The organism is Paracoccus homiensis, assembly GCF_900111675.1.
GTDB classification, from domain to species: Bacteria; Pseudomonadota; Alphaproteobacteria; order Rhodobacterales; family Rhodobacteraceae; genus Paracoccus; species Paracoccus homiensis.
Map to the genome: position 1 here is coordinate 62,087 of NZ_FOHO01000012.1, position 23,999 is coordinate 86,085.

Below are 23,999 nucleotides of genomic sequence, written 5' to 3' on the forward strand. Positions count from 1 at the left end.
AGGGCAGCATGGAACTTGACCTGAAAGACCGGGTGCGGCTCGTCACCGGCATCGTCATGACGCTTCTGATCGCGGTTATCGCCTCGAGCCTAGTGCTGAACGGCATGAACCGAGACTTCAACGGCAGTCCGATCTCGATCGTCGGTGTTCTGAGCGATCTGAGCCTTCAGACCGAGGCGCAAAAGATCGCGGCGGCGATCTTCGTTGGCGTGGTTGTGCTCTGCATCGTGTTCGTCGGGGTGATGATCTACACGACGACCACGACGCGCTACGGCACGGCGCATTTCCAAGGGATCAAGGAGATGCGCCGGAACGGCTTTGTTACGCCGCTGGAAGAGGGCGGCCTGATCTTCGGCAAGGTTGCGCGCCCGCCAAAAGAGCTGCGGGGCAAGCCGCTGGAAGTGGTGCAAACACCGCCGAAGGAGGCGCTAAACGCGGAGTTCATCTCGGCGCCGATCGACGCCTTTCCGCAATGCCTGCTGATCGGCCCGACGCGGTCGGGTAAGGGGGTGTCCTATCTCACGCCCAACTGCCTGCTCGCGGACGGCTCGCTGGTGGTGCTCGATGTGAAGGGCGAGATCTTCCGCAACACGTCGCGGATGCGGGTTGAACTCGGCGATGAAGTGTTTCGCTTCGCACCCTATGACTTCGAGCATGGCTCGCATCATTACAATCCGCTGGCGCGCATTGCCGCGATCACCCATCCGAACCGCCGGTATGCGGAACTGGACAAGCTCGCGGACAATTTTCTGGTAGCGAAGGGTGAAGGTTCGGCATCGAACTTTCTTGGCGGAGCCAAGCAATGGTTCATCGCCGGGTGCCTGCGAGCTATTGAGATGGAAGATCCGACACTGACCCGTGTCCATGCGCTGATGTTTGGCGATGGCACTGAGGTCGGGGTGAGTGACAGCGACCGCTACAACGCCATCGCAAAGGTTTCGGATAACCCGATCGTGCGGCGGGAGTTCTCGAATTATGGAAATCTCGATCCGAAGATCCGGCAATCCTACAGCCAGGTCATGAGCGACAGCGGGCTGAAGCAATGGGCCAATCCCCAGATCCAAGCGGTGACCCGTCGCGACGATATCCGGTTCGACGACATCCGCTCGCGGCGGCAGTCCATCTATATCGTGGTGCAGTCGGACGATATTTCGCCGCTGAACGCAGTGATCCGGCTGATGTTCACGGACCTGATCGCTTCGATCCGCCAGACCAGCTCGGACCACGACAGTGGGCTGGGGCAGGTATTCATCATGCTCGACGAGTTCGACCAGCTGGGCTATATGCCGATCGTCCAGCAATCGATGAAACAGCTGGCCGGTCATGGCGCGCGCACGACGGTGGTCACGCAGTCGATCCCCGGCCTGAAATCGGTGGGCTACAGCGATGCCGAGGTCGAAAGCCTGCTCGCCGGCTGCGAGATGAAGATCTATATCTCTCCCAATGATCACTCGACCACGGAAGAGATCACCAAGGCGCTCGGCACCCGCACCGGCTTCAAGGCCTCCTACAGCTATACGCTGAACGATTTCTCAAACCGCAGTGTCAATGTCTCGACCGAGGAACTGCCACTGTTCACCGCCGCGCAGCTGCGGGGATTGCCGAAATCAAAGGTTCTGCTGATGCCGGAAGGGCACCAGCCGATTCTGGCGGACAAGATCGTCTATTACGCTGATCCGGTCTTCAAGCCGATCTTTGAGCGCCAGAAGGGCCCCTACCCCTATCCGTCGCGGCAGTTGCAGCATATCGACCGCCTGGAACAACAGGTTGTGCAAACTGCCGCGGATAATCGGAAGATGCGAGAAGCGCTCGCGGAGGCGAAGACGTTCGAGGTGGGCCCAAAACGCGAGGTGCAGGACCCAGCCGTGGTCCTTCCGCGGAAAGAGGCTGCGGCGTCGTACGAGAGCCGTATGGGGGCGATCAGGGAGGCTGCAAAGCAGGAGGCTGAAAAGTTACAAAACTCCAAGGTGATAGCAAAGCAACGTGCCGCGCCTGTGAAAGCGCAGAGACAGTCCGCGATGAAGAAACAGGATCGGTCGTAGGCGGCTTCGGTCTGTCGCGCTTTCTGCGGGCTGATCTGCATCCCATGCGTTTTCCTAAATATTCAGCGGCTGACGGTGGAGGTGGGAGGCTGTCAGGCATTTCCCGAAGACCACAGGGATACTGTATCGGGCGTGACGCAATCAAAGAAGGTGTTGAACATGTTGACAGCACGTGATCCTCTGGCGGCCAATAATGAGCGCGTGAAGCTGTTTGCGAGCTTCGTCAATGCGGTTGCCTTGGGGCTGATTGGCTTCGCGATCCTGCGACCCTTGGTCGAGGACATCGCCAACGCAAGCTTGTCCGCGCTCTGGTGGGGATTGACAGGACTCGCATTGCACGGGTTTTCGCACTATATTTTAGGTCTGATCCGTAAAGAGGTGAAGGAATGACGTTCTTTGAGTTCATCGTGCCTGTCATCGCCATCGCTGTTGCCGGCGGTGGATTTCTTGTATTGCGTGCGCAAGGCCGCAAGCTGAACAAGCACTATCCCGCAGAGTAATCAGCTTGGGCTGCATCCTGCAGTGTTGCTCTGCCCCGTGACGGCTGGACCGCTTCCAACCGGCAGGCGGCATCAACCGGTCGTTTACAGTTGAGACAGGAAGATACCTCTATAGGCGGGATCAGCCAAGCTGCTGATTTAAAACGAAAGAATCGCTACGGCGGCCTGTTGGCCGACGAAATGCGTTGTCCGATGGCGCTGGTCGATATGAACCGGCATCCAAGCATGCGTACCGCTTGACAGCGGTTCGGCAGCAAGAGAGCTTCGTTCATGCAAGCAGATGGTTCACCATGCTGAAAATTTTGGAGCGATCAAGAGAGGCCATGGCAAGCCGTGCTGCAAGCCTCGCAGTTCGCGTGATTTCCTGCATGGATGTCGGGACGCAGGATATCAAAGCCTCGGGGCCGTCGGAGGCGCGGGTATTATGGGCGCTGCATCGGTGAAGAGGTTCGGGAAGATGCGCTCTCGATAATGCAGCGGAAAGGCAATGCGCACTGGCCCCTTTTGGATCGCAGACTTGAGAAACCCACCCTTGATCAGTTCTCCAAGGTCGGTGCTGGCGCTGCGCTCGGAGACTCCGGTCACAAAACGTGCATCCCCTCGGGCCATTTCGCCGTGGCGCAGGACATGTGTAATCAACTGCGGTAAGCGATCCTTACCCGGATAAAGATCCGCGATCAGTCGAGTGTAGCGGTCCTGCAATGTTCGAAGATCGAACATCGCTTCGGTAAAGCGTATCTGATCCAGCATGACCGTCAAAAACCATCCGGTGAAAGAGGTCAACGCATTGAGCGACAGGTTTCCGCGCCCATCACGATCGCCTTGGCGGGGTCTGTCGGCGGTGTCCATGCGTTCTTTGTATTCGGCCGGATCCGCCAGCCCTCTCGCCAGCCCGCGACTGATGGACCATAGCCCATGACCCCCAAGGCCTGCTGCTTGGCACATCGCATGTGACATGAGCCTGCTTACCCTGCCATTTCCGTCCAGGAACGGATGAATGTAGTTCAGCCGGTGATGAGCTGCAGGGATGGACAAAATCCGCCCGGTAGCTCCCTGGCTCAACCCTCGGTATCGCATGACGAAATAGTCCATGAACTGTGGCAGGCGCTCCGCAGACGGAGGAAGGTGGCGCCCCACCGCGACCTCCTCACCTTTGCTTCGGAAGGCGCCGGGAACAATCTCCTTGCGCTGACCGTCATGCTCTATGAAACGCAACTCTTCCGGCATGGCCTCATAAAAGCGGCGATGCAGATCGCGAATAAATTCGACAGAGGTCGGCTCAGGCAAATCACCTTTGGCATAGGTTTCGTCGATCCATGCCTGAACGCGCACGTGAGCCACCGCCTCTTCCGCCAAGGGGCGGTTCTCCACCGTATCAAAACGGCCAGCCAGAGCAGCCTCGATGTCGCGAGGGCGGGTGTTGTGACCTTCAATCAGGTTCGAGTAATAGGCATTCATGATCCGCGTCATCGCGCGGAGCTCGGCGGCGCTGTCAGGATGAAGCTTTCGCCCAAGCTCTTCGGCCGTAGACCGGATTTCCAAGGCCAGATCGGTCAGCGCCAGAGGGATTTTTTCCTCGATGCCGCATGGCTCAATACGTGCCGGTGTTTCCAGGGGCATTTTGCGGATCCTTTCCACGCCTATTTCTTATAATTAACCAAGGCTTGACCAAAAAAACATCAACATATTGCGGATCATGGTTGCCGATCGTCGCTACTGTCCATCCGCTTATAAGCACAAGGCTCGAGCCGCTTGCAATCAAAGGAAACGACAAAAAGCGCTTCAAATATGATCGCCGCGATAAGCCCAGCCAAAAGGGGGCGGGGCCCTGCGGTTGGTGGCAGTGGTCTGAACCTTTGAGACCGTCTTGCCGCTCACACTGACGGGGCCACGCAGAATAATGATTCCATGAGGGTCGGATCAGTGCAGCACAGTCGTATTTGATCGCCAGACCGCCTCTTCCGCGGTAAAGAGTTTTTTACGCATCCAGAGACGGGAACCAGATTTCGGCGATGCCGCGTTTCCCGGTTCGGCGGTCTTCCATCACCTGGATCACGCAGTGGATCGACTGGCGGAAGTTCTCCAGCAGTTCGCTGTGGTCGATGCGGGCACCGGACTGGCGGATCAGCGAGGACAGTTTCTCGAAGGCCATGCGGGCGGTGCTGGCATGGATCGTGGTCATGGAGCCTTCATGACCGGAGTTGATGGCCTCCATGAAGGTCTGGGCCTCCGGCCCCAGAAGTTCGCCGAGGATGATCCGGCGCGGGTTGAGGCGCAGGCATGCCTGTAGCAGCTTTGTCGGATTGCGCTGGCTCGCCGGGTCCAGATCGGATTGCAGCATCAGGCTATTGGGCTGGGTCGGGAACAACTCCACACCTTTTTCGATGGTGATGATGCGTTCATCGGGCTCGATGAAGGATATATAGCGCCGGGTGAGCGCGGTCTTGCCGCTGTCGGTGGCCCCGGAGATCACCAGGTTCATGCGTTCGTGGGTCAGGGCCGCCAGCACGTCGTCGAAGTCGCAATTTCCGTCCAGCGCCATGTCGAAGATCGCGCGGGCGTTCTTGGCAATCTCGGCCTCAAGCGATTTGCCCAGATCCCGCAACCGCTCGAAGCGGAAGTCCTTCTGCGTATCGCCGGTTGCGAAGGCGCGCAGCGACATGGCAACGGGGCCGCCATAGACGGCCGGAGATCTCACCGCCTGAAAGCGGAATTTGCGCATGCCGCCCTCCATGCCTTCGATCCAGAAATCGAATGTGCCGGTCGCGAGAATGCGGTCCTCGTCGAACTTCTCGCCGGCAGCGCCGGCGCAGAGTTCGGTGATTTCGATCATCTTCTGCGGCGGCAATACCGGGACGCCCTGTGGTGTGTGCATCTGGGCATGACCCTGAAGCTTCACCCAGATCCGGCCATCGGCATTCATCGAGCACTCGACCAGATCGGGACGTTTCAGAACCTGATGCAGAGGCGTCAGCGCGTCGATCAGTAGCGGGACCAGCATCAGTAGAATTCCAGGTCGCTATCGACGCGGATCGACACGTTCGATCCCTGGTGCACAAGGATCGTCGGTTTCTGGCCGAGATAGCCCTTCATAACATCGCCCACGGCACCCGACAGGCTGGCGCTGACATTTGCCGCTGCATCGTTCGAAGAACCGGACGAGTCGTCGCCATCATCCGAGAGCAGCAGCGGCAGGGCGCTGATGACGCTGACCATCGCGGCCGAGCCGAAGCGGGAGGCGAAGTGATTGTTCACCTCGCTGACCATGCCGGAGCGTCCGAGGCGGTCGGAGCCATAGGATTTCAGCGATACGCTCTGCCCGTCCGTCGTGGTCAGACGTGTCCATGCCACCAGGACGCGCTTCTGGGTCTGTCCCATCTCGGAATTATAGGTGCCGAACAGCTTCGAGCCTCTGGGCACCAGGACGCGGGTCATGTCCATTGACCATACGTCGCGAGAGACAATGGCTGCCACCTGGCCCTGCAGGTCGGAGTTGATCGCGACCTCAAGCGCCGCCTCGATGATCGTGCCCTGTCCAACCGTGTTCGAGGGATTGGCCGTCACGGTGGTGCGGCGGGTCTCGGTCGCTTCGGCGCTGGCGATCAGGAATTCCCGATCACCGGACATAGCCTGCCGTTCGGCACCGACGGTCCCATTGGCGAAGGTCTCTGCGCCGGTCTTTCCCATCACCGGGGGCGCCTGCATCCGGCGGGCCAGTTCTTCCTCGCGGCGAGCACGTTCTTCTTCCAGCGCCCTGCGCCGGTCGGCTTCGGCTTGCTCGGCTGCCAGGCGCGCGGCCTGTTCGGCTGCGGCCTCGGCTTGCCTGCGGCTGTAATCGGATTCGAGTTGGGCCTGCATCGCCGCGAGCTGGTCGGCGTTCTCCTGCTCGATCTCGTCAAGCCGTTCCTCGAACAGCCTGCGACGTTCGGCGGCAGCTTCCTGTTCCTCGGCGATCTGCGCGGCCAGGCGCTCGTTTTCCGTGCGCAAACGGTCTAGCTCACCCTGATCGACGGCAAGGGGCGTGGCCTCGATCTCTGGTTCGTCGAGGTCGGGTTCGCTCAGGTCCGGCACCATGACTCCGCTGCGATCATTCTGTTGGATCGCTGCGGATTGCGAGGTTTCCAATGACGTCTCATCGGCAGTGCCCGACTGCGACAGGACATAATAGACCCCCGCGCCGCCGACGGCAGCGAAGCCAGCGGCCAGCGCGGTGGTCCGCATCCAGCCACTTTTGCGCGGGGGGCGCTTCTGGTTCAGGATCTCGTTGCGTGCGGCCATGGCGTCACCCCTTTCCCTGCTTTGCCAGCGCGGCGCTCAGACGGTCGGACCAGATGCAGATTACCGTAGCCCCGAGGCGCAGAACCCATCGGTCCTGGACGCTCGGAATGATCATCACGCCGTTTTCGATCTTCGTCTGGACCGAGTATTCCCGACCGTTGCCATCGGCCCGGAAGGCCGCGGGCATCGCGGCGTTCTGCGAAAACTGCATGTAAGTCTTGGTCCCATCGTCCCAGATCCGGGCGGGCATGAAGCCGGTCGCCCGGCTGGCCTGCGTGACATAGTAGGTCCGCGAATTCGGGCTGGGTCCACGGATCGCACTTCGGGTTGCCGCGCCGGATTTGGGATAGGCGAACTCGACGAGGTACATCGGCCGCCTCGCACCCTCGATCATCTCGAAGACATAGGTGCCGCGCGACGTGGCAACCGACATGTTCGTGCGCACGCCGGTCTGGGTCGGCTTGACTGCGAGGCTGTTGTCGCCGAGCTGTCCGTAGGTGAAGCCCACATTGTCGCCGAGGGCGACGTTGATGATTTCCTCACCCGGACCGAACTCGATGGTCGTGGCGGTCAGCACCTTCGTGTCGATCCGATAGACCTGCCGTTCGGTGAAGACGACGGTCCGGACCCGATCGTCGGTCGGGCTGACGGAGGGGGTGATTTCGGCGGAGGCGGCGCTGCAAAGAGCACAAAAGCCGAACATTGCAGAGGCGGCGAGAGCCGGGAAACGGGGCATGGCCTTATCCTTCCGATTGATGGTCGATGCGATAATCCGTCACCTGGAAGCCGAAGGGGTTTTCCCAGATCATCCGGTCGGAGGCGGTGTTCGCGGGTTTGAAGCGCCAGGAGAGGGTCACGATGTAGTTCGATGTGCCTTCTCGGGTGCCATCGACGATGCGTTTCTGCAGGCGGACCTGGGCGGTGTGTTCGCTCAGGAGCGTGATCGCGTTGATGGTGACGAACACACGGGCGTCGCGGGAGATGAGCTTGCGGATATAGCGCGGGGATCTGGGGTTCCACAGATCGAGCAGATCGTCGCGGGCGGTGCCGACGGATCGGGAGATCACCCGTTCGAGACGCTGTTGCTGGTCGTGAATGTCATGGGTCTCGCGATCGAGGACATAGGTGTAGACCCAGCTTTCGATCACCGCATCCCGTTCGGTCAGCGTGGCCCGGCCGACTTCATAGGCACGGATCACGTCGCCGGACTGGCGGTCCACCAGGCCGAGATAGGCTTGCGTGGTCTTGAGCGGCATCATGAAGAGGATCGCGGCAGCCAGCAACAAGGCAGCCAGACCGGCGATGATTGCCACGATCCAGGCCAGTTGTTCGCGGCGTCTGATACCGAAATACATGTCGCGGTTCAGCTGGGATTTGAGAGCCTGATCGGTCACTTCGATGCCTTTCTCAAGCGGTCGATTTCTGAAAACTTGACTTGCATGGCCCGGCCCCGCTCGGGCGAGACGCCACGCGCGGCCATGCCGTAATTGGCATAGGCCTTGTCTGTCGCGCGGGCCTGCATCATAGGCGTGCGCCCGGTCAGGTAACCGGTCGCGAAGCTGCGGGCTCGGCTGCGCACGGCACCCATCGGGTTCACGGCTGCCGAGGCGGCGCCCGACATGGTGCCGAGATTGAACTGGCCGGTGAGGCTCGATGCGATGGACGGCACGTCGGACAGCATCTTGATGCCGAGGCCCGCCACCGTGATGAAGCCCAGAACGCTGAGTAGCGAGGTATTAGCGTCTATCTCAACGGTAATGTGTAGCAGCAGCCCCGCGATGATCCCAATGACCGCACCGATGGCGATCGGATAGATAAGATAGCCGAAGACAGCGGCCAGCCATGCCTCGAACATTGACCGGGTGCGCGTGAACAGCAGGAAAAAGCCCATGAGGGGCGCAATGCTGATCAGGACCGCCAACAACAGTTTGGCATAGGCCACGACGAGGATATAAACAACGGCGAGGATGCCGAGGACCACGAAGAGGAACGCCCCGACCAGTGCCCGCACGAGAACGGAGTTTCCGTTCACCACAAGGTCGATGACTTCGGCGAGGCTCTGGAACATGTCGGTTGCCGCATCACCGCTGTTGTCGGAAGCAGGGCCGGCCACGAAGTCGCGCACGGTATTGCCGACCGTATCGAAGAGGGACGTTCCGGCACTGTAGATGACGTTGAAGTTGTCCCACGAGAACAGGAACATGTAGATCGCGCCGATGCGGATCATGATGCCGATCAGCTGCGGGAAGGAGAATTCCGTAAAGCGGAAGAGCACGTTGATACCGTAGAGGACAATCAGCAGCACCGCGAGTATTTCCAGTCCGCCCGTCAGGATCTCCGCCAATCGGGTGAAGGTCTGGGACGCGATTTGAAGGATACGGCTGTCGATCAGTGTGACTATTGTCCCGATAAATTCCATGGCTTAGCCCTTCTTGCAGAATTCACGGGCTTCACCGTTAAGAGAATCGAAGAACAGGTTTGCTGCACTCTGCATGGCATTCTGGCGCGCGAAAACGTCACTGATGATGCCTGCGCTTGGGTGGTGAGAAAGTCTTTCTGCCAGTTCCCATCCCAGTTCGGGCGGCACATGCTGGGTCGCACAGGAGCAGTCACCTGTTTCAAGTGCCGCGCGGCTACCCAGATAATTTAGAAAGCTGAATATGATCCCTTGATCAACGGACAAAGGTAGGTCCGCCTTATCCTTCAGAAGTTCACGGATACCAACAAAGCGCGTTGAATTGCAGTCAAACTTGCTACGAGCAAACTTCACGCTGCTGGCACGTTCGAAGTCTCTGGCAAAGCTCGCGTCGTCGAGCATGGCGCGCCTCTCATCACGAGACAAAACATCTGCCATTGCAAAATCGAAGCCTGTCAGGTCGATGCTGTCGGGATCGAAACTGTCCCAATAGGCCGCGCCGCGCGCGTTGGCCTCCGCCCGCTCCACGTCGATCGCGGCCTCGCGTTTCTGGCGTTCCAGCCGCTCGCGGGCAAACTGCGCCTGCGCGGCGGCCTCCTCGGCTTCCAGAAGCTCGCTGAAGGCGTCTGCATCACCGCTGTTCAGGATCTCCAGCTTGTCGTCGTCAGAGAGTTGCGCCAGATCGGCGGGGCTGTCGGAGGATGCCTGCCAGGCGACCAGCACGCCGGCGAGGGCAAGGGCGGCAATGGCCGTGGCGCCGATCAGGCGTGTCTTCGGGGGCGTCATTACAGGTCCTCCGTTTGTGGCTCTTGGGTCGAGGTCGGGGCATCTTCGGTCAGCGCCTCTGCCTGTTCCTGACGGACACGCTCCATGACGGCGGCCGTTTCAGGGTCGGCGGGTTGTTCAGGCTGAGGTGTTACGAATGGCAGGGCGGTGACGTCCCGCAGCCAGAGCCAGCAGCCGATGGCGAGGGCAAGCGCGACCAGCGCGACGCCGATCCAGATATGCTTCGCCATCACTCGTCCTCCTCACGCAGAGTGTCGTCCCCGGTAAGCGACAAGAACTTTTCGTCATCGGCCATCGTCGCGGCGTCGATCACACCCGCCTGACCCATGGAGACGGTCTGGATCGCCTCCATGTTGGCCTGATTGATCAGTGCAATGACCAATTCGCCTGTCACACGGGTGTTGAGGTCGATGGCTTGCTTGAGATTGGTCGCGTCGTCGATCTGCCCGATCAGGGTGGCTGTGCGGTCGAGCGAGGCCGAGGTCTGTTCGATCGCGTTCTCGGCCGCGGCCGAGGTATAGGCACTGGTCGCGGCCTGCGTGCCGACACGCTGCTGCTCCGGATTGTCGCTGGCGGTCAGTTCGTCCACGCTCTCCTGCGACAGACCGGCGCTTTCATAGATCCCGGCAATGACGTCGCCTGCGGGCGATCCGCCGACCGTTCCGTTGCTGAACACGGCCCCCCAGTCGCCCGAACGGGCCGCCGCCAGCTGATCCTGAAGACTGCCGAGGTTGAGGCCGCCCAGGAGGTCGTCGAGATCGAGGCCGGCCAGCAAGGTGTCGAGATCTAAGCCATCGGTCAGCGAGGATACGACCTGTTCCATCTCTTCGAGTTGCCGGATCAGTTGCTGGGTATGCTCGTCGAGAATCCCGTTCGTCCGGATCGACTGCGCCAGCTCGTCCTGACTGGAGTTCAAGAGCGCGATCAGTTCGGCCAGCGAACGCGGATCGTGGGTCGGCACGCCCTGCGCGAAGGCCAGCCCCGCAGAGAGGCACAGAACCGTTGCGGCGGTGAGATTGCGGATCATGCTCATGGTCAGCCTCCTGTCGTGTGGGGGTCGGTCAGGGTAAGGAATTCTTCGTCGGCGATCTGCGCTTGGTACTGGGCCGCGAAACGCTGCGCTTCGACGCGCCGCTGCGTTGCTTCCATGATCGTCATCATCGACGCGAGGCGCGTGATCTCGGCGCGCAGGTAGGTGTTGAGGTCGATGGCCTCACGGGTGGTCGTGGTTTCGGGAATGCGGGCGATCAGGGCGCGGATGCGACGGGCCGAGAGTTCCAGCTGGTTAGACATGGAAAACCCGAGTTCCATGCCCGCATCGGACAGGTTGCCAAGTTCGGCCAAAGCCATGTCGCCCGCGACCATGGTCCCAAGATCTTCCGGTGATCCCATACCGGCGGCATATGCATTCGCATACCCGGTGATCTTGACCACGTAATCCTGTGTCTCTGCATAAGGGGGAATTCCGCCATAGCGCTGGACCGCGCCCGGGCCGGCGTTATAGGCCGCAAGCGCGAGCGGCATCGAGCCGAAGCTGCCGAGCTGCATCAGCAGGTAACGTGCGCCGCCATCGAGCTGCACGCGGGGATCGTTGCGCTGCGAGGCCGGAATACCAAGCTGATCGAATGTGCCCGGCATGATCTGGGTCAGCCCGCAGGCGCCCTTGTGCGAACAGACCCGGACCTGGAACCCGCTTTCCTGCTTCACGAGCGCCTGGAACCAAGCCCGGAACCCGACCGGCGAGACACCGGCACGGGCCAGCGCCGGGTGCGTCTGGTAGCGCTGGACGGTTTCCACGATCATCTGTTCGATCGTCACCCGGCCTCCGCCGAAGAGCCGGCTTTCCGCACCCGTGACGGCAGAGGTATCATAGGCGGCGGACACCGCTGCACCGTCCAGGTCCTCGAAATCGGTGGGCGCGAAGCCGCTGGTATTCATCGAGGCAATGGCTGCGTCGATGGCTGCCAGCTGATCGCGATGAAGTGCATTCATGTCGATGCGAACGCTGTTTCCGTCTTCGGCCTCGCCCACGATCCGGCCCTGCAGCACCGAGAGCGTTTCGGCACGCAGGGTCCGCAAGGCATCGCTCACAGGAACCCCTTGGGCGAGCGTGAGACTCGCCACGGAGGCTCCGAGCATGAGGCCGAGTACTAGGCGCCGGGTCCGGATCATGCCTTTGGCACTTCCACCAGAAGCGAACTTTGGGGGCCGGGCTTCAACTTGCCGAAGCAATTCGAGCGGCGTTCGGACAACTCGCCGCTTTGCGCGGCACAGCCGGCCACCGCTAGCGCAAGAAAAAGGCTCATCACGATACGGGTCATGCCGTGTTTCCTTTCCAGAAATCGGGTTTGTCGCGCCAGTCGCTGCCGAAGCGCCGTTCGGCTGAGCGACCACCGCCAAGGACGTTGAGATAGGAGCCAAGGGCCGAGAGATCGGTGTCGAGAATGTTCGAGCTTTGTCCGTCGCGCCACAGCGCCCGTCGGCCACCGGCCTGCGAACCGAGCAGGAAGGACAGTTCGGCGTCAGACAGCGCCAGCCCGTCATAGCTGTCGCGGCCCGCCTGGTGGTGCGGGAGGATCAACTGGTTCTGCAAGCCTTCGAGGATCGAGGCCCCGGCAGCGCAATCCCTGATCTGCGAGACGAACTGCACCAGCATGACCACGACGACGTTCTTCTTGCGCAGCGTCGCCAGCCAGGTCTTCAGTTCGCGCTGGAAGTAGAGATCGTCGAGGAACACGCCGGCCTCTTCCAGAACCAGCAGGGTCGGGCTGCGGGCACTGACGGTCTTTTCGATCTGTCGGAAGAGATAGGCCGGCAGCGCGGTCCGCTCGATCTCCATGTTGAGAAGCGCCGTCATATCGACACCGACGATATCCGAGCCGCTGAAATCCACGATCGGGGCGCTGTCCTGGCCGAAGACCCAGCCATACTGCCCGTTTGGGGACCATTCCCCGACCCGTGCCCCGATATCGCCCTCGAAAGAGCGGAAACGTGTCGTGAAGTTGGTGAAGTCCTGGAAGGACGAAAGGGCCGTCGCGTTGCTTTCGACTGTGCGCGCCAGTTTCTCGGAATCACTGACCGAAAGCTGGTGCCCCTTGCGTTCCAGAAGTGCGGTCAGCCAGCTGCGCAGCCATGCCTGACCTTCCTCGTCAGTTTCCGAGGCGAGCGGGTTGAGCCCGGTATTCCGGCCTGCGCGCACGGCGGTATAGGTGCCGCCAAGTGCGCGTAGGGGCATTTCCAGCGACTGGTCCTTGTCGAAGGCGATGATCCTGCATCCGGTGCGCCGTGCCTGCGCGGCCAGAAAGGCCATGATCGTCGATTTGCCCGCATCGGGCGGGCCGACGATCAGGGTGCTGGCGAACGGCGGCTCGGACTCCGCATGGGCTAAGCGGCCATGGAAGGAGAAGTCATACGGTGAATTGGCGCAGCTCTTGAAGGTCGTGATCGGCGTGCCCCAATAGCATTCGGAGGCGGGCTTGCCGAGCCGGACCATGTGCAGCGCGGCGAAGTCCGAAAAATTCCGGTTGGAGATGGTCAGAGGGCGCTTCTGAAACTCGTGATTGCCCGGAAACCGCGCGAACCAGGCTGCCGCCAGCCCTTGCTTTTCGACGACGATCTTGAGCTTCTTCGAGCGCAGGATGGCCGTGACAGCCGTCACCTTGTGTTTGAGAGCATCGGGGGTTGCGGCATAGACCGTGACGATGGTCTGGCTGTCGCCAAAGCCCATCTGTCCCATTTGCAGATCCTCGGCGGCCTCCTGAAGTTGCGCGGCGATCTTGCCGCCAGCGCTTTCCTCAAGTGTCTGCTCAAGCCGGGTTGTCGCCTTGGCCGAGATCAGGTCGGGAAGAAGTGGCTGGTAGGTGCAGGAGATCAGGATATCGGGATCTGTGTAGAGCGTGTCGAGAATGCCGCCATGGGTCTGGGGCGAGAGGTTCGCCACGCTGATCACCGAGGCGTATCGCGTTTCGAAGTCGTCGCCGATTTCCACGGCCCGGTCGTAGATCTCGATGGGCGTGCGGATATCGTCCACGATGGTGCCGGTCTCGGATCGGGCCAGCGGCGCATAGATGCCCGTGGAGATGGCGCGCAGAAACCCGGTCAGCGTGCCGTCGTCTATCGCCAGCAGCACTGAGCCGTCGCCCAGGGTCTCGGCAACGCTTTGGGCGAGTTCTGCAAGATCGGACAGGCGATCGGCGAGGGTATCGTGACGCCCACGACTGAGAAAGCCGCCGAAGATAGGCATCCGTTCCGCCATGGATTTGCGCTCGATCACCGAGAGGAACAACACCGGGACGCAGAGGCCCGCCGATGTGATGTGCGCGCGCCAGGCACGGTCCAGTTCTTTGCCGAAGCCCGGTTCGACGAAGGCTTTCGGCTGATAGTCGAAGTCGTGATATGCCGACCTGATCTTGTGGAAGTGGAAGCTGAAATTGTTGCCGGACTTGTCCACCAGCTCGGCCAGCCGGTCGTTCATATGGGCCAGTTTGCTTTCGCTGGCCGTGAACGGATTGACGCCCGCAATTTTCACGACCGAAACCAGTGCCCCGCTGCGCGTGGCGATGGCATGGTTATTTTCCTCGAAGAGATAGGGCAGCATGTCTTCGAGGTCGCGGGCGCCACCGAACAGTGCCCGGATTGGACTGGGGAAAATATCATTCATACCGTGATCCAGAACTGGCGCGCAGAAGCCGCTCAGGCGTGCGCGAGGTCACGACCGCGATGAAGCGCGCGAAATGTGGATTGATGACCGAGGCGGTCCAGAGAGCCGCCCAGAGAACGGGGATCGCCCAGAGATACCAGAGGCTGTCGAGGAAGATGAACGTGAGGAACGGCGGAATGAAGGCCAGCCCGGCCAGCGGCAGCGGCAGGCCAAAGAACCTTGCCTGCCGGTTGAGCCCCTGGATATACACGTTTTCCCGCATCAGGTGCCGGAGCCACGGAAGATCGCGATGATCGACTCGGCCAGGTTGTCACCGCCGAAGATGAAGAACAGCCCGACGACCGTCACGCCGATCCATTTCCAGTCGATGAACTTGGTGAAGATCGCCAGAAAGCCGATGATCAGCAGGATGAGGACGACAGCGGTCAGAGCCAGGTTATTGTCCCTGAGCTGCTCGATGATGCTTTCGCCGGTATCCTCAAACCCGGAAAGATCTACCTCCTGGGCACGGGCCTGCATTCCCGCCGCGCACCAGATCACGGCGGCGACGAGCTTCTGCCTGAATTTCAGCATGGGCCAATTCCTTTATGACAAACGTTTGCGATAGATCGCCATGACCTTGCGGACATGGTTCCGGGTTTCGCGGTAGGGGGGAATGCCGCGGTACTTGCGGACCGCACCGGGGCCGGCGTTATAGGCGGCCAAGGCGAGTTCGGGCGTGCCGAATGCGCCAAGTTGCATCAGCAGATAGCGCGCTCCGCCATCGAGGTTCTGGACCGGATCACGAGGATCGACGCCGAGAAAGCGCGCAGTTGCGGGCATAAGCTGGGCAAGACCGATTGCACCTGCGGAGGAATGAGCGGTGATCCTGAAAGCGCTTTCGACCTGGATCATCGACTGGAAATAGGCGTCCCAGTTTCGGGGCGAAAACCCGGCTGCGCGAATCGCAGAGTGGGACGCATACCGGGCGGCGGCTGCCGTCACCATCACCCGGATCGACGCTGGCGCATCCGCGGCAACAAGCATTGACCGGATCAGCGTTGGTTCGTCTTTTGAAGTTCGGGAGTAAGTAGGATCATCCTCGGGGCGCGCGAAGACATCGTGGGCCGCGCCAGCGTTTAGAACGAAGCCGCGGCTCTCGGAGAGAACATCAGCACCCGCCGCGAAGGGTGTCGCCAACATATATGCCATGAGGCTGCGGCGGGATAGAGGCCCTAGACTGCCGGAACGGCCTTCCGAAAATTCAGGATCATGGCTATTCGTCTTTTGGAGGCAGTTGAGCAACCATGGTGACGCCCTTCGAGCCAGGAATGACGGTTGCAGTAATGCCCAAATCTGCTTGAGCGTTGAAGAGGCCGGTCGTGGTCTTGATTTCCTTGTATGCGTAATCTGACGGATCGAGTGGTGTGCCGGACTGCTCAGCCCGACGTCGCTCCCTGTACAAGTCCCGCTGTGTGACCACGACGCCGAAGCGACCGGTTTCTGGCTGGACTGCGACCAGATACCATGAGCCTCTGACCGTATTTTGCGCTGGAACAGGATCCTCCGCACAAACAACGTGCAGCTCCCAGCCCTGCAATAGTCTTTCGCGACACATTTCAAGGGTGAGCACCTCGTTGCTAACCTGCACTTGGTTGGTCATGCGACGCGCTCCAAAAAGTGTCCGACGCACCCGCGCCAGACTATCAAAATAAGTATCTGCTTTGCAAGTAGGTGAAATGACGATTGTCACCGACTGATGCTTGCTGTTATTACGTTCAATAACAAGGTGTTTTCAAGCGGTGAAGGTTGTGACGGCTTTGATTCAGCAGCCCGCGTACGTTCTTGCAGCTGCATTTTCCGGTGCCTGGAACCGGTTGCTGTCTCGGTTCCACTTTGGCGATGTCGAAGAGTATCTGAGGTAACTGAACTAAGAGCCAAGCGGGATCAGAAATGATACCTGAAGCAATGGACGATGAAGGTTTGTGTAGGGCACGGGTTCCGCACTCGTGGCCTAGCTAGGAGTGCACTGGAATAGGTATTGCGAAGTGTGCGCGTCCTGACGAAGTCACCCCTCTGTCGAGCGATATTGTCGATTTTTCCAAGTTCCGAAATGAAAGCCGGAACCGTGTCGCCAAGGTGTTTGTTGTCACTACACTTGTTTCTAAAGGAGGATTCTATGGCGGAACGCAAAAGGTCGACAGACGGCAGCCGTGAAACCGATCAGATCCTTGGGCAAAGTAGCGAGCAAACCCCGCAGCAAAGTGGCAGTGCCGGAGGCAATCTCGCTCGGGCCATCGGCAGCGAGGATGAACAGAAGCGTCGTGCTGAGGGACGCACGGGATCGAGCCGGGTAAGAAAGGCTGACGAGGACAAGCCAGGGACGTCGAATCTGGGAACGGAGAATCGGTGATGGGCATTCAAAGTTTGCGGAACGAAACATGGGTGTTGGTCGCCGATGGCGAAAAAGCGCTCTTCTTAGTAAACGAAGGGGACGAGGAGTATCCGGTTCTCCGGGTGCGCCACGAGGAAACTCAGGAAAATCCCGCTGATCGTGAACAGTCGGCCAATCGTCCGGGACGGCAACACCAAAGCGTTGGGCCTGGTAGATCAGCATATGATGACACTGATTGGCATGAGCTCGCGAAAGAGCGCTTTGCCGACCACTTGGCAGAACTCCTCTACAAGCGCGCGCATCGCGGCGCATATGAGCGGATCGTGCTGGTCGCAGCACCGAGGATTTTGGCCGAGTTGCGTGACAAGATGCACAAAGAGGTGTCTGATCGCGTGGTAGGTGAGGTCGCCAAAACGTTGACCAATCACCGCTTGGATGAAATCGAAAAGATACTGACATCAGAACTAGCGTCAGATCGGGCTTGACGCCCCACCGGCATGCGTGGGGCCGCATTTATTTCCACTTCGGACCGAGGTCCTCCACGTTCGTAAGCCATATTGAGGCGATGTGCGCTGGGGCGAAAGGTGGTTCGTTGTACCGAAGGGGGCTCGTACTGCAGTCGTGTTGCTCCTAAACAGGCGACCCTCTGTTCGTGTAGTGGATCAAGAGCAGTCGAGCCGTGACCAAGTTGGGGCCGGCTTGACAGCTTCTCGACGGCATTCCGGTCTCATTCCTGACCGCATTACTGTTCATATCTGAACTGCGGGCAAACGAATGATTGGCGCGGGCGAAGTACCGGTTTTCCGCAAGATGCGGCGGCGAACTCTCGTTTCAATCCCTACGGAAACCGCCAGTTATGCCTCCCGTGGTGCGGCTTGCTGCGGCAAGCGACATTCTGCGCGCCGCGTGAGAAAAGCCACGATACATGAATTTCCGCAACTAGTGTGTCGCGCAGGCTGGCGAAGGTGCCAGACGCGCTATGTTGCCGCGCGTTCTTCTGCCCCTGACAAAAGCAGCCTGATAATGTCCGAGCGGGTCAGTATTCCGACAAGGTGCCCATCCCGGATGACCGGGATGACCTCGCTGCCATTGACGGCAAGGCGGTTAAGCATCGCACCGACGGGCATGTCGTAGGGAACCGCGCGGTCGGCGCCGCGCATCACATGCATCACCTTTTTACGCGATGAACGCTGTCGCCAGGCGGGTTTAATGGCCTGCGGTACCAAAGAGTTCAGGAGGTCGGATTGAAGCACCAGACCGTGCAGTTTCATTCTCTGATCGACAACGGGTAGGCTTTTGATCGCATGGCTTTTGAACAGCCGGGCGGCCTCGGTCAGCGTGGTGTCTGGCCGCACCGTGATCAGATTGCGCGTCATGATATCGGCGCAAGTCGTGCCGTCAAAACGGTGCTGCGCAGCCTCTGCCTCGGCAGCGGCCAGAAGGCGGCCAAGGTCGACGATGCCGAGATTGGTGGCCTGATTGAAGCGGTCCAGCAATTGCCCCAGCTGTTCGTTCGAAAGGCCCAATCGCGGGGTGGCTTTGCGAGAACCATCGCTGACGGGCTGGCGAAAGGGGTACATGCGACCCGTTATCCGGTTATAGGCGACACCGATCAGCACCAACGCCGCGGTCGTCAGCCCCACCGGGGTCAGCGCGAAAAGCGGCCCGAACTGCACCGCCGGTGCAGGGTCCAGTGCGGTAAGCAGGGCAACGGCACCTCCCGGCGGGTGAAGCGCACGCAACATCATCATGGTAATGATAGACGCTCCCACAGCGACACCGACCATCCAGTCGCCGGGCAGCAGATGGACCGCCAGCCACGCGATCAGAGCGGCGCTGGTATTTCCGACAATGGCAGACCAGGGCTGCGCAAGAGGAGAGTTCGGCACACAAAAGACAAGCACCGCCGTCGCGCCTAGGGGTGCAATCAGATAAAGTGAGGAAACACCGAGCATAACCCCGATCTGCACCATCGCCGCGCATAGGCCGATCCCGACCGTTGCGCCGAGGCCCGCGCGCAGCTGCTCCGCGGCACTGAAGGCCGGAAGCGCGGGATATAGATGGTGCCATGTGCGCATGAATGGCCTCCTTTCTGCCTGTTATTTCGACAGTATGGAGGCATATGCCTTGAAGTTGGGCAGCATAAAAGTGCCGCCGGGGCCAAAAAAGGAAAGGATTTCTGCATCGTCCCGGTTTTCCAGAACACTTACGTGCTGCCGCCGCGAATGACAGATTATGCTTGTCTTGGAGTAGCGTGACGCAATGACGCTTACGTGGTGCCTTCTGCGGTCGGATCTAGGCGATTTCGGGACGGGTTAGGTCCCGTTATGGCGTTGCCCCAGAAAAGGAACATTTTCAGCATGCATGACGCGAATATTCCGAGACGTGGCAACGCTACAAAAAGGATCAGGCCGCTGCCGGAATCTCAGGCGGATCGCCGGTTGGCTGCACTCGACTAAAACCCTACCAACGCGATCGCCTGATTGCACGATCAAGACATTGCACGGCGACTATCGCTTTACAAAAGCGTCGGGCAGGTAAAGGCTGAACATAATCCTTATGTTGCTACCCTTTGCGCCGATGGTCAATCGCGGAACCATTCGCGCGGGTGAAAACTTGATGTTCTGAAATCATGGAGGAAATCGCGAGATGACAGGATTCACGAGACGCAGTCTCTTGGGGATGATCGGCACTGCCGCGGGCAGTTCAGCGATGTACTACGCCATGGCATCGATGGGCCACGCGATGTCTTCCAACTATACTGGGCCGATCAAACTGGATGGCGACCCGGGCAATACCAAGGTTCTTGTGCTTGGCGCAGGTCTTGCGGGAATGACTGCCGCATTGGAGCTTCGGGCTGCGGGTTATACGGTTGAGGTGCTGGAGTACCGCGAAAAGGCAGGCGGTCGTTGCTGGACCCTGCGCGCCGGCGACAGCTATACTGAACTTGGCGGTGCACAGCAGACCGTAGATTTCGCCGAGGGCAATTATTTCAACCCCGGTCCGTGGCGGCTGCCGTATCATCATTATGCGGTGCTGGATTACTGTCGCCGCCTGAAGGTGCCGCTGGAGCCCTTCATTCAGACGAACTACAACGCCTATGTTCATCGCGGCGATGCGTTCGACGGAAAACCTCAGCGGATGGGTAAGTTCCTTACCGACTATCGTGGTCATGTGTCTGAATTGCTGGCAAAGGCGGTCGATCAAGGAAAGCTTGATGAGGAAGTGACGGCTGATGATCGCGAAATGCTGATCGAAAGCCTGCGAAGCTTTGGCGTTCTCAACGATGAGAATGCATATGTCAAAGGTCTGCAGACTAGCGGATATCGTGGCTACGAGAAACAGCCGGGCGGCGGCATCGACGCGGCACCCGTAGCCTCCGACCTGCTGGATCCACAACAGGTCATCCAGTCTCAATTGTGGCGCTATTTGGCGACGCATGAATCACTTGAGCACTGGGCGCCGATGTTCCAGCCGGTGGGCGGAATGGACGGGATCGCCAAGGGGTTCGAGCGTGAGGTCGGTGACCTCATCACCTACAATGCCAAAGTCGTTTCGCTGCAGCAGGATGAAAGCGGCGTGACGGTGACCTGGGAAGACACAGCAAATGGCGGGAGCACGCAAACCAGCACCGCCGACTATTGTGTCTGCACGATCCCCTTCTCTATTCTCGGGCAGATTGATCACAATCTCTCGTCCGATTTGACGAACGTTATCGACTCGATGTTCTACAACGGTTCGACAAAGGTGGGCCTGGAATTCAAGCGTCGGTTCTGGGAACAGGACGAACACATCTACGGCGGTATCTCCTACACGGATGAGGCGATCACGCAAATCAGCTATCCGTCGACCGGCTACCAGTCAGATGGCGCCGCGGTGTTGCTCGGCGGTTATACGTGGCGCGGCGCGGACACCTTCAAGTTTAACGCGATGCAACCTGACGAGCGGATCGAATGGGCTCTTCGAATGGGCGAAAAGATCCACTCGCAATATCGTGACGAATTCAAGGCCGGCGTCGCAGTCACGTGGCACAAGGTACCGTGGGTTCTGGGTTGCTCGGGGGTATGGGAGGATCGTGAAACTCAGGGGTACGAGGACGCGATCAAGATCGACAACCGCGTCGTCTGCGCGGGCGAGCATCTGTCCTATCTTCCCGCTTGGCAAGAGGGTGCCATTCTCTCGTCACTTGACGCGATCTCGCGACTCCATGACAAGGTCATCAACGGGTGAAGCCATGAAACTATTTTTGTTCACAGCATTGGCCGTCGCTGCGATGTCGACAACGACCGCACTAGCGCAATCATCTGCTGACCAGTCAGCATCCGGCCAAGAGACCCTGCAGAAAGATGCTTCGGGCGATGCAGCCATGCAGCAGGACGAAACGGATGTCACAGCCGCAGCCGAAGGAGAGCAATTCGGCAAAGGCGGCTATACATCGTCGGACGGTGAAGAAATTTACCGGACACTTTGCGCAGGCTGTCACATGCCCGAGGGCGGCGGGGCGATCGGCGCCGGGGCCTATCCGGCACTCGCCGGCAATCCTAATCTGGAATATTCGGCCTATGCTGTCGCACTTATCGTGAACGGACAAAAAGGCATGCCTGCTTTTGGCACATTCCTTGACGATGAACAGATTGTCGCGCTTGTAACTTATATGCAGACCAATCTGAGCAACAATTATACGCCGGATGCCACGACCGAGTCGGTCGCTGCGGTGCGCCCGGCAGAGCCTGTAGACCCCAACAGAGCGGAGCACGAATGACAAATTCGATTTTGAAGATTGCCTCAACCGCCGGCCTAATCCTCGCGGCGAATGGCGCCGCCGCCGAGGTGACCCGCCACCCGATCCCCGATTCTGACTTCCCGATCCTGCAGGCTGTCGAAGTGCCGGCCGATGCGACATTGGTTTACCTAAGCGGGACGGTGCCGATGGTTGTGGATGAGACTGCAGCGCAAGATTCACCGGATCGGTTCGGAGATACTGCCGCTCAGACCGTCAGCACGCTTGAATCAATTGAAAGCAAGCTGTCCGCCCTGGACCTGACGATGGGGGATGTCATTAAGATGCAGGCCTATCTCGTCGCACCGGAGGGCGGTGAGGCGATGGATTTCTCCGGCTTCATGGAAGGCTATACGCAGTTCTTTGGAACCGAAGACCAACCGAACTTGCCGACGCGATCAGTTTTCGAGGTCGCGGGCCTTGCCAATCCTCTTTGGCTAGTTGAAATCGAGGTTGTAGCCGTGCGTCCCTAACGGCCAGGCTTGGCGATACTTCAAGGCCCACTGGAGCTGTATCCGGTGGGCCATCTATCTATACCTAAACCCTCTGCCGCGTTACCCTTAACCATGTGCGGATAACGCAGAAGCTTGTCCAGCATTCCTTCACCCTGTGGCGCTTTCAAAGTGGCAGCCTTATGACTATTCTCTTGCGACTTGGGACGCCAAGCTGCGCTGAATCTTCACATCAATCTCTCGGGTGAAATCATGACCGATCATAAAGCTCTTGCCCGGCTTCAGAGCCACGAAGAATTTGTGGCCGGAACTCATGACTTCCAGGCTGACATCGAGAGATTGGCTGAGAGCGATCTTATCACCACTATTCTTGAAACCGTCATGCTCGCAACGAACATGCGCTTCGCTGCCATTGCACGTGTGACGGCCGATAGGTGGGTCGCTTGCCGCACCATTGACGACGTCCAGTTCGGTATCACAGAAGGTGATGAGATCGCCATCGAATCTACCTTTTGCCAGACGGTAAGGGAAACGTCAGAGATGATTATCTTTAATGATGCATCTACTGACCCTGAGTGCCGAGGCCACCCGATAGCCACATCTTTTGGTATAGTGAGCTATGCGTCGGTTCCCATCTATCGCAGTGATGAGAGTTTTTTCGGAACCCTTTGCGCGATAGACATAGAGCCCAGAGACGTGAAAAGTCCCCGCGCCGTTGCCATGTTAAAAATGTTCTCCGATCTTATAGGACGCATTCTGGAAACCGAAGAACGGATAGAAGCTCAAGAGTATCAGATCGAGTACGAAAGAAATCTGGTCAATTTTCAAGAAGAGTTTGTAGCAATTCTTGGCCATGATTTGCGTAACCCTGTTGCAGCTTTCGGCGCAGGTATTCGACAGTTGGATAGAGAACCACTGACCAGCCACGGGCGCGAGCTTCTGATGCTCATGCGCGCGTCTGTACATCGAATGAACGAATTGGTTAGTAACATACTCCTTCACGCAAAATCTCGACTGGGTCACGGCATTGCCGTCTCGGCGATACCGGATGCGCCGCTCTTGCAGACTATTCAGCATGTGGTTGACGAAATTCGGATCACAGTTCCAGATAATGAAATCCTACTCGATATTGACTTGGAACATCCGGTCAGCTGTGATCCGGATCGAGTTGGGCAAGTTGTTTCTAACCTTTTATCTAACGCAGTTTCACACGGCACCCCTGGTGCGCAGGTTCGAATTATCGCGAAAAGTGCCGCCGAAGAACTCTACATAGAGGTAGAAAATTCAGGGCCTCCGATCCCATTAGAGATGCAGAAAGTTCTGTTTCAACCATTTCGTCGCGGAGTGGACAATAGCAAAGGTCTCGGTTTGGGTTTGCACATTTCATCTTCAATCGCGAAAGCACATGGCGGTCGGCTTACCGTCACGAGCGAAGGAGCAATTACAAAGTTTCGCCTTGAATTGCCGACACTTGGGCCTCCTAGTTCCACATGACTGCTCTGTTGGAGACTAGCAGCTGTGACATCTCTCAAGCTGAATTGGCCATGGGACACTTGTGTTGAGGATGACGCTTGCGGTTGTGATCAGCCTGCGTGCGATAGCGATAATGATTAGCTTGTGGGGTTTGCCGCGTATATCGAGGGCCTGTGCGACTGGCTTCAGAACGGGGTAGTGACACGCTGTAGGCGCTGCGGCCTGGAACAGGACATGT

At 59.1% G+C, this 23,999-nt stretch carries 25 protein-coding genes; 8 read left to right on the plus strand and 17 right to left on the minus strand.

Translation table 11 applies throughout. From position 1 onward, the window contains the following. Positions 1 to 8 precede the first annotated feature (8 nt). A complete protein-coding gene (locus BMX67_RS14570) occupies positions 9 to 2,042 on the plus strand; it encodes a type IV secretory system conjugative DNA transfer family protein (protein ID WP_090736522.1) in 2,034 nt (677 codons plus the stop codon). Between the two features lie 159 nt (positions 2,043 to 2,201). Continuing rightward, entirely contained in the window at positions 2,202 to 2,432 is a 231-nt protein-coding gene (locus BMX67_RS14575) for a hypothetical protein (protein WP_090736524.1), read from the plus strand. Between the two features lie 500 nt (positions 2,433 to 2,932). Here the strand turns inward: BMX67_RS14575 and BMX67_RS14580 are convergent, their stop codons facing one another. The 16 genes from BMX67_RS14580 to BMX67_RS14650 all read right to left on the minus strand — a co-directional run bounded on the left by BMX67_RS14580 (position 2,933) and on the right by BMX67_RS14650 (position 16,324). Beyond that, positions 2,933 to 4,162, minus strand: coding sequence for a Fic family protein (locus BMX67_RS14580; protein ID WP_090736527.1), 1,230 nt, complete (start codon positions 4,160 to 4,162; stop codon positions 2,933 to 2,935). A 358-nt stretch (positions 4,163 to 4,520) separates the two neighbouring features. Then, positions 4,521 to 5,543 carry an ATPase, T2SS/T4P/T4SS family gene (locus BMX67_RS14585; protein ID WP_090736530.1) on the minus strand — a complete coding sequence of 341 codons (1,023 nt, stop codon included), beginning with the start codon at positions 5,541 to 5,543 and terminating at the stop codon, positions 4,521 to 4,523. Then, entirely contained in the window at positions 5,543 to 6,763 is a 1,221-nt protein-coding gene (locus tag BMX67_RS14590) for a TraB/TrbI/VirB10 family type IV secretion system protein (protein ID WP_175479926.1), read from the minus strand. Before BMX67_RS14590 ends, BMX67_RS14585 begins: the two co-directional genes overlap by 1 nt. 61 nt (positions 6,764 to 6,824) lie before the next feature. Further along, entirely contained in the window at positions 6,825 to 7,556 is a 732-nt protein-coding gene (locus BMX67_RS14595; protein ID WP_090736538.1) for a TrbG/VirB9 family P-type conjugative transfer protein, read from the minus strand. Between the two features lie 4 nt (positions 7,557 to 7,560). After that, on the minus strand, positions 7,561 to 8,214 hold the full coding sequence (locus tag BMX67_RS14600; RefSeq protein ID WP_090736541.1) for a VirB8 family type IV secretion system protein: 654 nt from the start codon (positions 8,212 to 8,214) through the stop codon (positions 7,561 to 7,563). Then, positions 8,211 to 9,239, minus strand: a complete 1,029-nt coding sequence (locus BMX67_RS14605; RefSeq protein WP_090736543.1) for a TrbL/VirB6 family protein — start codon at positions 9,237 to 9,239, stop codon at positions 8,211 to 8,213. Before BMX67_RS14605 ends, BMX67_RS14600 begins: the two co-directional genes overlap by 4 nt. Positions 9,240 to 9,242: 3 nt before the next feature. Next, positions 9,243 to 10,022, minus strand: coding sequence for a hypothetical protein (locus tag BMX67_RS14610; RefSeq protein ID WP_090736546.1), 780 nt, complete (start codon positions 10,020 to 10,022; stop codon positions 9,243 to 9,245). Next, on the minus strand, positions 10,022 to 10,252 hold the full coding sequence (locus BMX67_RS14615) for a hypothetical protein (protein ID WP_090736548.1): 231 nt from the start codon (positions 10,250 to 10,252) through the stop codon (positions 10,022 to 10,024). Before BMX67_RS14615 ends, BMX67_RS14610 begins: the two co-directional genes overlap by 1 nt. Continuing rightward, the gene (locus BMX67_RS14620) at positions 10,252 to 11,055 is read right to left on the minus strand and encodes a type IV secretion system protein (protein WP_090736551.1); all 804 of its coding nucleotides are present in this window, start codon (positions 11,053 to 11,055) and stop codon (positions 10,252 to 10,254) included. The genes BMX67_RS14615 and BMX67_RS14620 overlap by 1 nt, the downstream gene beginning before the upstream one ends. A 2-nt stretch (positions 11,056 to 11,057) precedes the next feature. After that, on the minus strand, positions 11,058 to 12,113 hold the full coding sequence (locus BMX67_RS14625; protein ID WP_175479927.1) for a lytic transglycosylase domain-containing protein: 1,056 nt from the start codon (positions 12,111 to 12,113) through the stop codon (positions 11,058 to 11,060). 77 nt (positions 12,114 to 12,190) lie between these two features. Then, on the minus strand, positions 12,191 to 12,343 hold the full coding sequence (locus BMX67_RS19635; protein WP_175479928.1) for a hypothetical protein: 153 nt from the start codon (positions 12,341 to 12,343) through the stop codon (positions 12,191 to 12,193). Then, entirely contained in the window at positions 12,340 to 14,682 is a 2,343-nt protein-coding gene (locus BMX67_RS14630; protein ID WP_090736556.1) for a VirB4 family type IV secretion/conjugal transfer ATPase, read from the minus strand. Before BMX67_RS14630 ends, BMX67_RS19635 begins: the two co-directional genes overlap by 4 nt. After that, complete coding sequence (locus tag BMX67_RS14635) at positions 14,675 to 14,944, minus strand: VirB3 family type IV secretion system protein (RefSeq protein WP_090736559.1); 270 nt, start codon at positions 14,942 to 14,944, stop codon at positions 14,675 to 14,677. The genes BMX67_RS14630 and BMX67_RS14635 overlap by 8 nt, the downstream gene beginning before the upstream one ends. Then, a complete protein-coding gene (locus tag BMX67_RS14640) occupies positions 14,944 to 15,255 on the minus strand; it encodes a TrbC/VirB2 family protein (RefSeq protein WP_090736561.1) in 312 nt (103 codons plus the stop codon). The genes BMX67_RS14635 and BMX67_RS14640 overlap by 1 nt, the downstream gene beginning before the upstream one ends. A gap of 12 nt (positions 15,256 to 15,267) precedes the next feature. Beyond that, the gene (locus BMX67_RS14645; RefSeq protein ID WP_245739476.1) at positions 15,268 to 15,873 is read right to left on the minus strand and encodes a lytic transglycosylase domain-containing protein; all 606 of its coding nucleotides are present in this window, start codon (positions 15,871 to 15,873) and stop codon (positions 15,268 to 15,270) included. Between the two features lie 64 nt (positions 15,874 to 15,937). Then, positions 15,938 to 16,324: a hypothetical protein gene (locus tag BMX67_RS14650; protein ID WP_139206542.1), complete on the minus strand. Its 387-nt coding sequence runs from the start codon at positions 16,322 to 16,324 to the stop codon at positions 15,938 to 15,940. Positions 16,325 to 16,840: 516 nt separating this feature from the next. Here BMX67_RS14650 and BMX67_RS14655 point away from each other — a divergent pair. Next, positions 16,841 to 17,074, plus strand: coding sequence for a hypothetical protein (locus BMX67_RS14655; protein ID WP_090736569.1), 234 nt, complete (start codon positions 16,841 to 16,843; stop codon positions 17,072 to 17,074). Between the two features lie 5 nt (positions 17,075 to 17,079). Beyond that, on the plus strand, positions 17,080 to 17,541 hold the full coding sequence (locus BMX67_RS14660) for a host attachment family protein (protein WP_090736674.1): 462 nt from the start codon (positions 17,080 to 17,082) through the stop codon (positions 17,539 to 17,541). A gap of 492 nt (positions 17,542 to 18,033) precedes the next feature. On the opposite strand, the gene BMX67_RS14665 is transcribed toward BMX67_RS14660, so the two are convergent. Beyond that, positions 18,034 to 19,134: an HPP family protein gene (locus BMX67_RS14665; RefSeq protein ID WP_090736571.1), complete on the minus strand. Its 1,101-nt coding sequence runs from the start codon at positions 19,132 to 19,134 to the stop codon at positions 18,034 to 18,036. 571 nt (positions 19,135 to 19,705) lie between these two features. On the opposite strand from BMX67_RS14665, the gene BMX67_RS14670 reads away from it, so the two are divergent. From BMX67_RS14670 to BMX67_RS14685, 4 genes are all read left to right on the plus strand, one after another. Next, positions 19,706 to 21,286, plus strand: a complete 1,581-nt coding sequence (locus BMX67_RS14670; protein ID WP_090736574.1) for a flavin monoamine oxidase family protein — start codon at positions 19,706 to 19,708, stop codon at positions 21,284 to 21,286. A 4-nt stretch (positions 21,287 to 21,290) separates the two neighbouring features. Beyond that, positions 21,291 to 21,818 (plus strand): c-type cytochrome, encoded by a 528-nt coding sequence (locus BMX67_RS14675; RefSeq protein ID WP_175479929.1) that lies wholly within the window; start codon positions 21,291 to 21,293, stop codon positions 21,816 to 21,818. Continuing rightward, entirely contained in the window at positions 21,815 to 22,309 is a 495-nt protein-coding gene (locus BMX67_RS14680) for a RidA family protein (protein WP_090736580.1), read from the plus strand. Before BMX67_RS14675 ends, BMX67_RS14680 begins: the two co-directional genes overlap by 4 nt. Before the next feature lie 180 nt (positions 22,310 to 22,489). Continuing rightward, a complete protein-coding gene (locus BMX67_RS14685; RefSeq protein ID WP_245739477.1) occupies positions 22,490 to 23,782 on the plus strand; it encodes a sensor histidine kinase in 1,293 nt (430 codons plus the stop codon). Positions 23,783 to 23,999: the final 217 nt, after the last annotated feature.

Excerpts from the sequence above, each read along its gene's own strand:
- BMX67_RS14675 (WP_175479929.1), top strand. The coding sequence starts at position 21,291 with ATGAAACTATTTTTGTTCACAGCATTGGCCGTCGCTGCGATGTCGACA.
- BMX67_RS14650 (WP_139206542.1), bottom strand. The coding sequence starts at position 16,324 with ATGACCAACCAAGTGCAGGTTAGCAACGAGGTGCTCACCCTTGAAATG.
- BMX67_RS14645 (WP_245739476.1), bottom strand. The coding sequence starts at position 15,873 with ATGGCATATATGTTGGCGACACCCTTCGCGGCGGGTGCTGATGTTCTC.
- BMX67_RS14590 (WP_175479926.1), bottom strand. The coding sequence starts at position 6,763 with ATGCGGACCACCGCGCTGGCCGCTGGCTTCGCTGCCGTCGGCGGCGCG.
- BMX67_RS14670 (WP_090736574.1), top strand. The coding sequence starts at position 19,706 with ATGACAGGATTCACGAGACGCAGTCTCTTGGGGATGATCGGCACTGCC.
- BMX67_RS14575 (WP_090736524.1), top strand. The coding sequence starts at position 2,202 with ATGTTGACAGCACGTGATCCTCTGGCGGCCAATAATGAGCGCGTGAAG.
- BMX67_RS14605 (WP_090736543.1), bottom strand. The coding sequence starts at position 9,239 with ATGGAATTTATCGGGACAATAGTCACACTGATCGACAGCCGTATCCTT.
- BMX67_RS14580 (WP_090736527.1), bottom strand. The coding sequence starts at position 4,162 with ATGCCCCTGGAAACACCGGCACGTATTGAGCCATGCGGCATCGAGGAA.
- BMX67_RS14620 (WP_090736551.1), bottom strand. The coding sequence starts at position 11,055 with ATGAGCATGATCCGCAATCTCACCGCCGCAACGGTTCTGTGCCTCTCT.
- BMX67_RS14680 (WP_090736580.1), top strand. The coding sequence starts at position 21,815 with ATGACAAATTCGATTTTGAAGATTGCCTCAACCGCCGGCCTAATCCTC.
- BMX67_RS14665 (WP_090736571.1), bottom strand. The coding sequence starts at position 19,134 with ATGCGCACATGGCACCATCTATATCCCGCGCTTCCGGCCTTCAGTGCC.
- BMX67_RS14630 (WP_090736556.1), bottom strand. The coding sequence starts at position 14,682 with ATGAATGATATTTTCCCCAGTCCAATCCGGGCACTGTTCGGTGGCGCC.
- BMX67_RS14655 (WP_090736569.1), top strand. The coding sequence starts at position 16,841 with ATGGCGGAACGCAAAAGGTCGACAGACGGCAGCCGTGAAACCGATCAG.
- BMX67_RS14615 (WP_090736548.1), bottom strand. The coding sequence starts at position 10,252 with ATGGCGAAGCATATCTGGATCGGCGTCGCGCTGGTCGCGCTTGCCCTC.
- BMX67_RS19635 (WP_175479928.1), bottom strand. The coding sequence starts at position 12,343 with ATGACCCGTATCGTGATGAGCCTTTTTCTTGCGCTAGCGGTGGCCGGC.
- BMX67_RS14595 (WP_090736538.1), bottom strand. The coding sequence starts at position 7,556 with ATGCCCCGTTTCCCGGCTCTCGCCGCCTCTGCAATGTTCGGCTTTTGT.
- BMX67_RS14635 (WP_090736559.1), bottom strand. The coding sequence starts at position 14,944 with ATGCGGGAAAACGTGTATATCCAGGGGCTCAACCGGCAGGCAAGGTTC.
- BMX67_RS14585 (WP_090736530.1), bottom strand. The coding sequence starts at position 5,543 with ATGCTGGTCCCGCTACTGATCGACGCGCTGACGCCTCTGCATCAGGTT.
- BMX67_RS14640 (WP_090736561.1), bottom strand. The coding sequence starts at position 15,255 with ATGCTGAAATTCAGGCAGAAGCTCGTCGCCGCCGTGATCTGGTGCGCG.
- BMX67_RS14610 (WP_090736546.1), bottom strand. The coding sequence starts at position 10,022 with ATGACGCCCCCGAAGACACGCCTGATCGGCGCCACGGCCATTGCCGCC.
- BMX67_RS14570 (WP_090736522.1), top strand. The coding sequence starts at position 9 with ATGGAACTTGACCTGAAAGACCGGGTGCGGCTCGTCACCGGCATCGTC.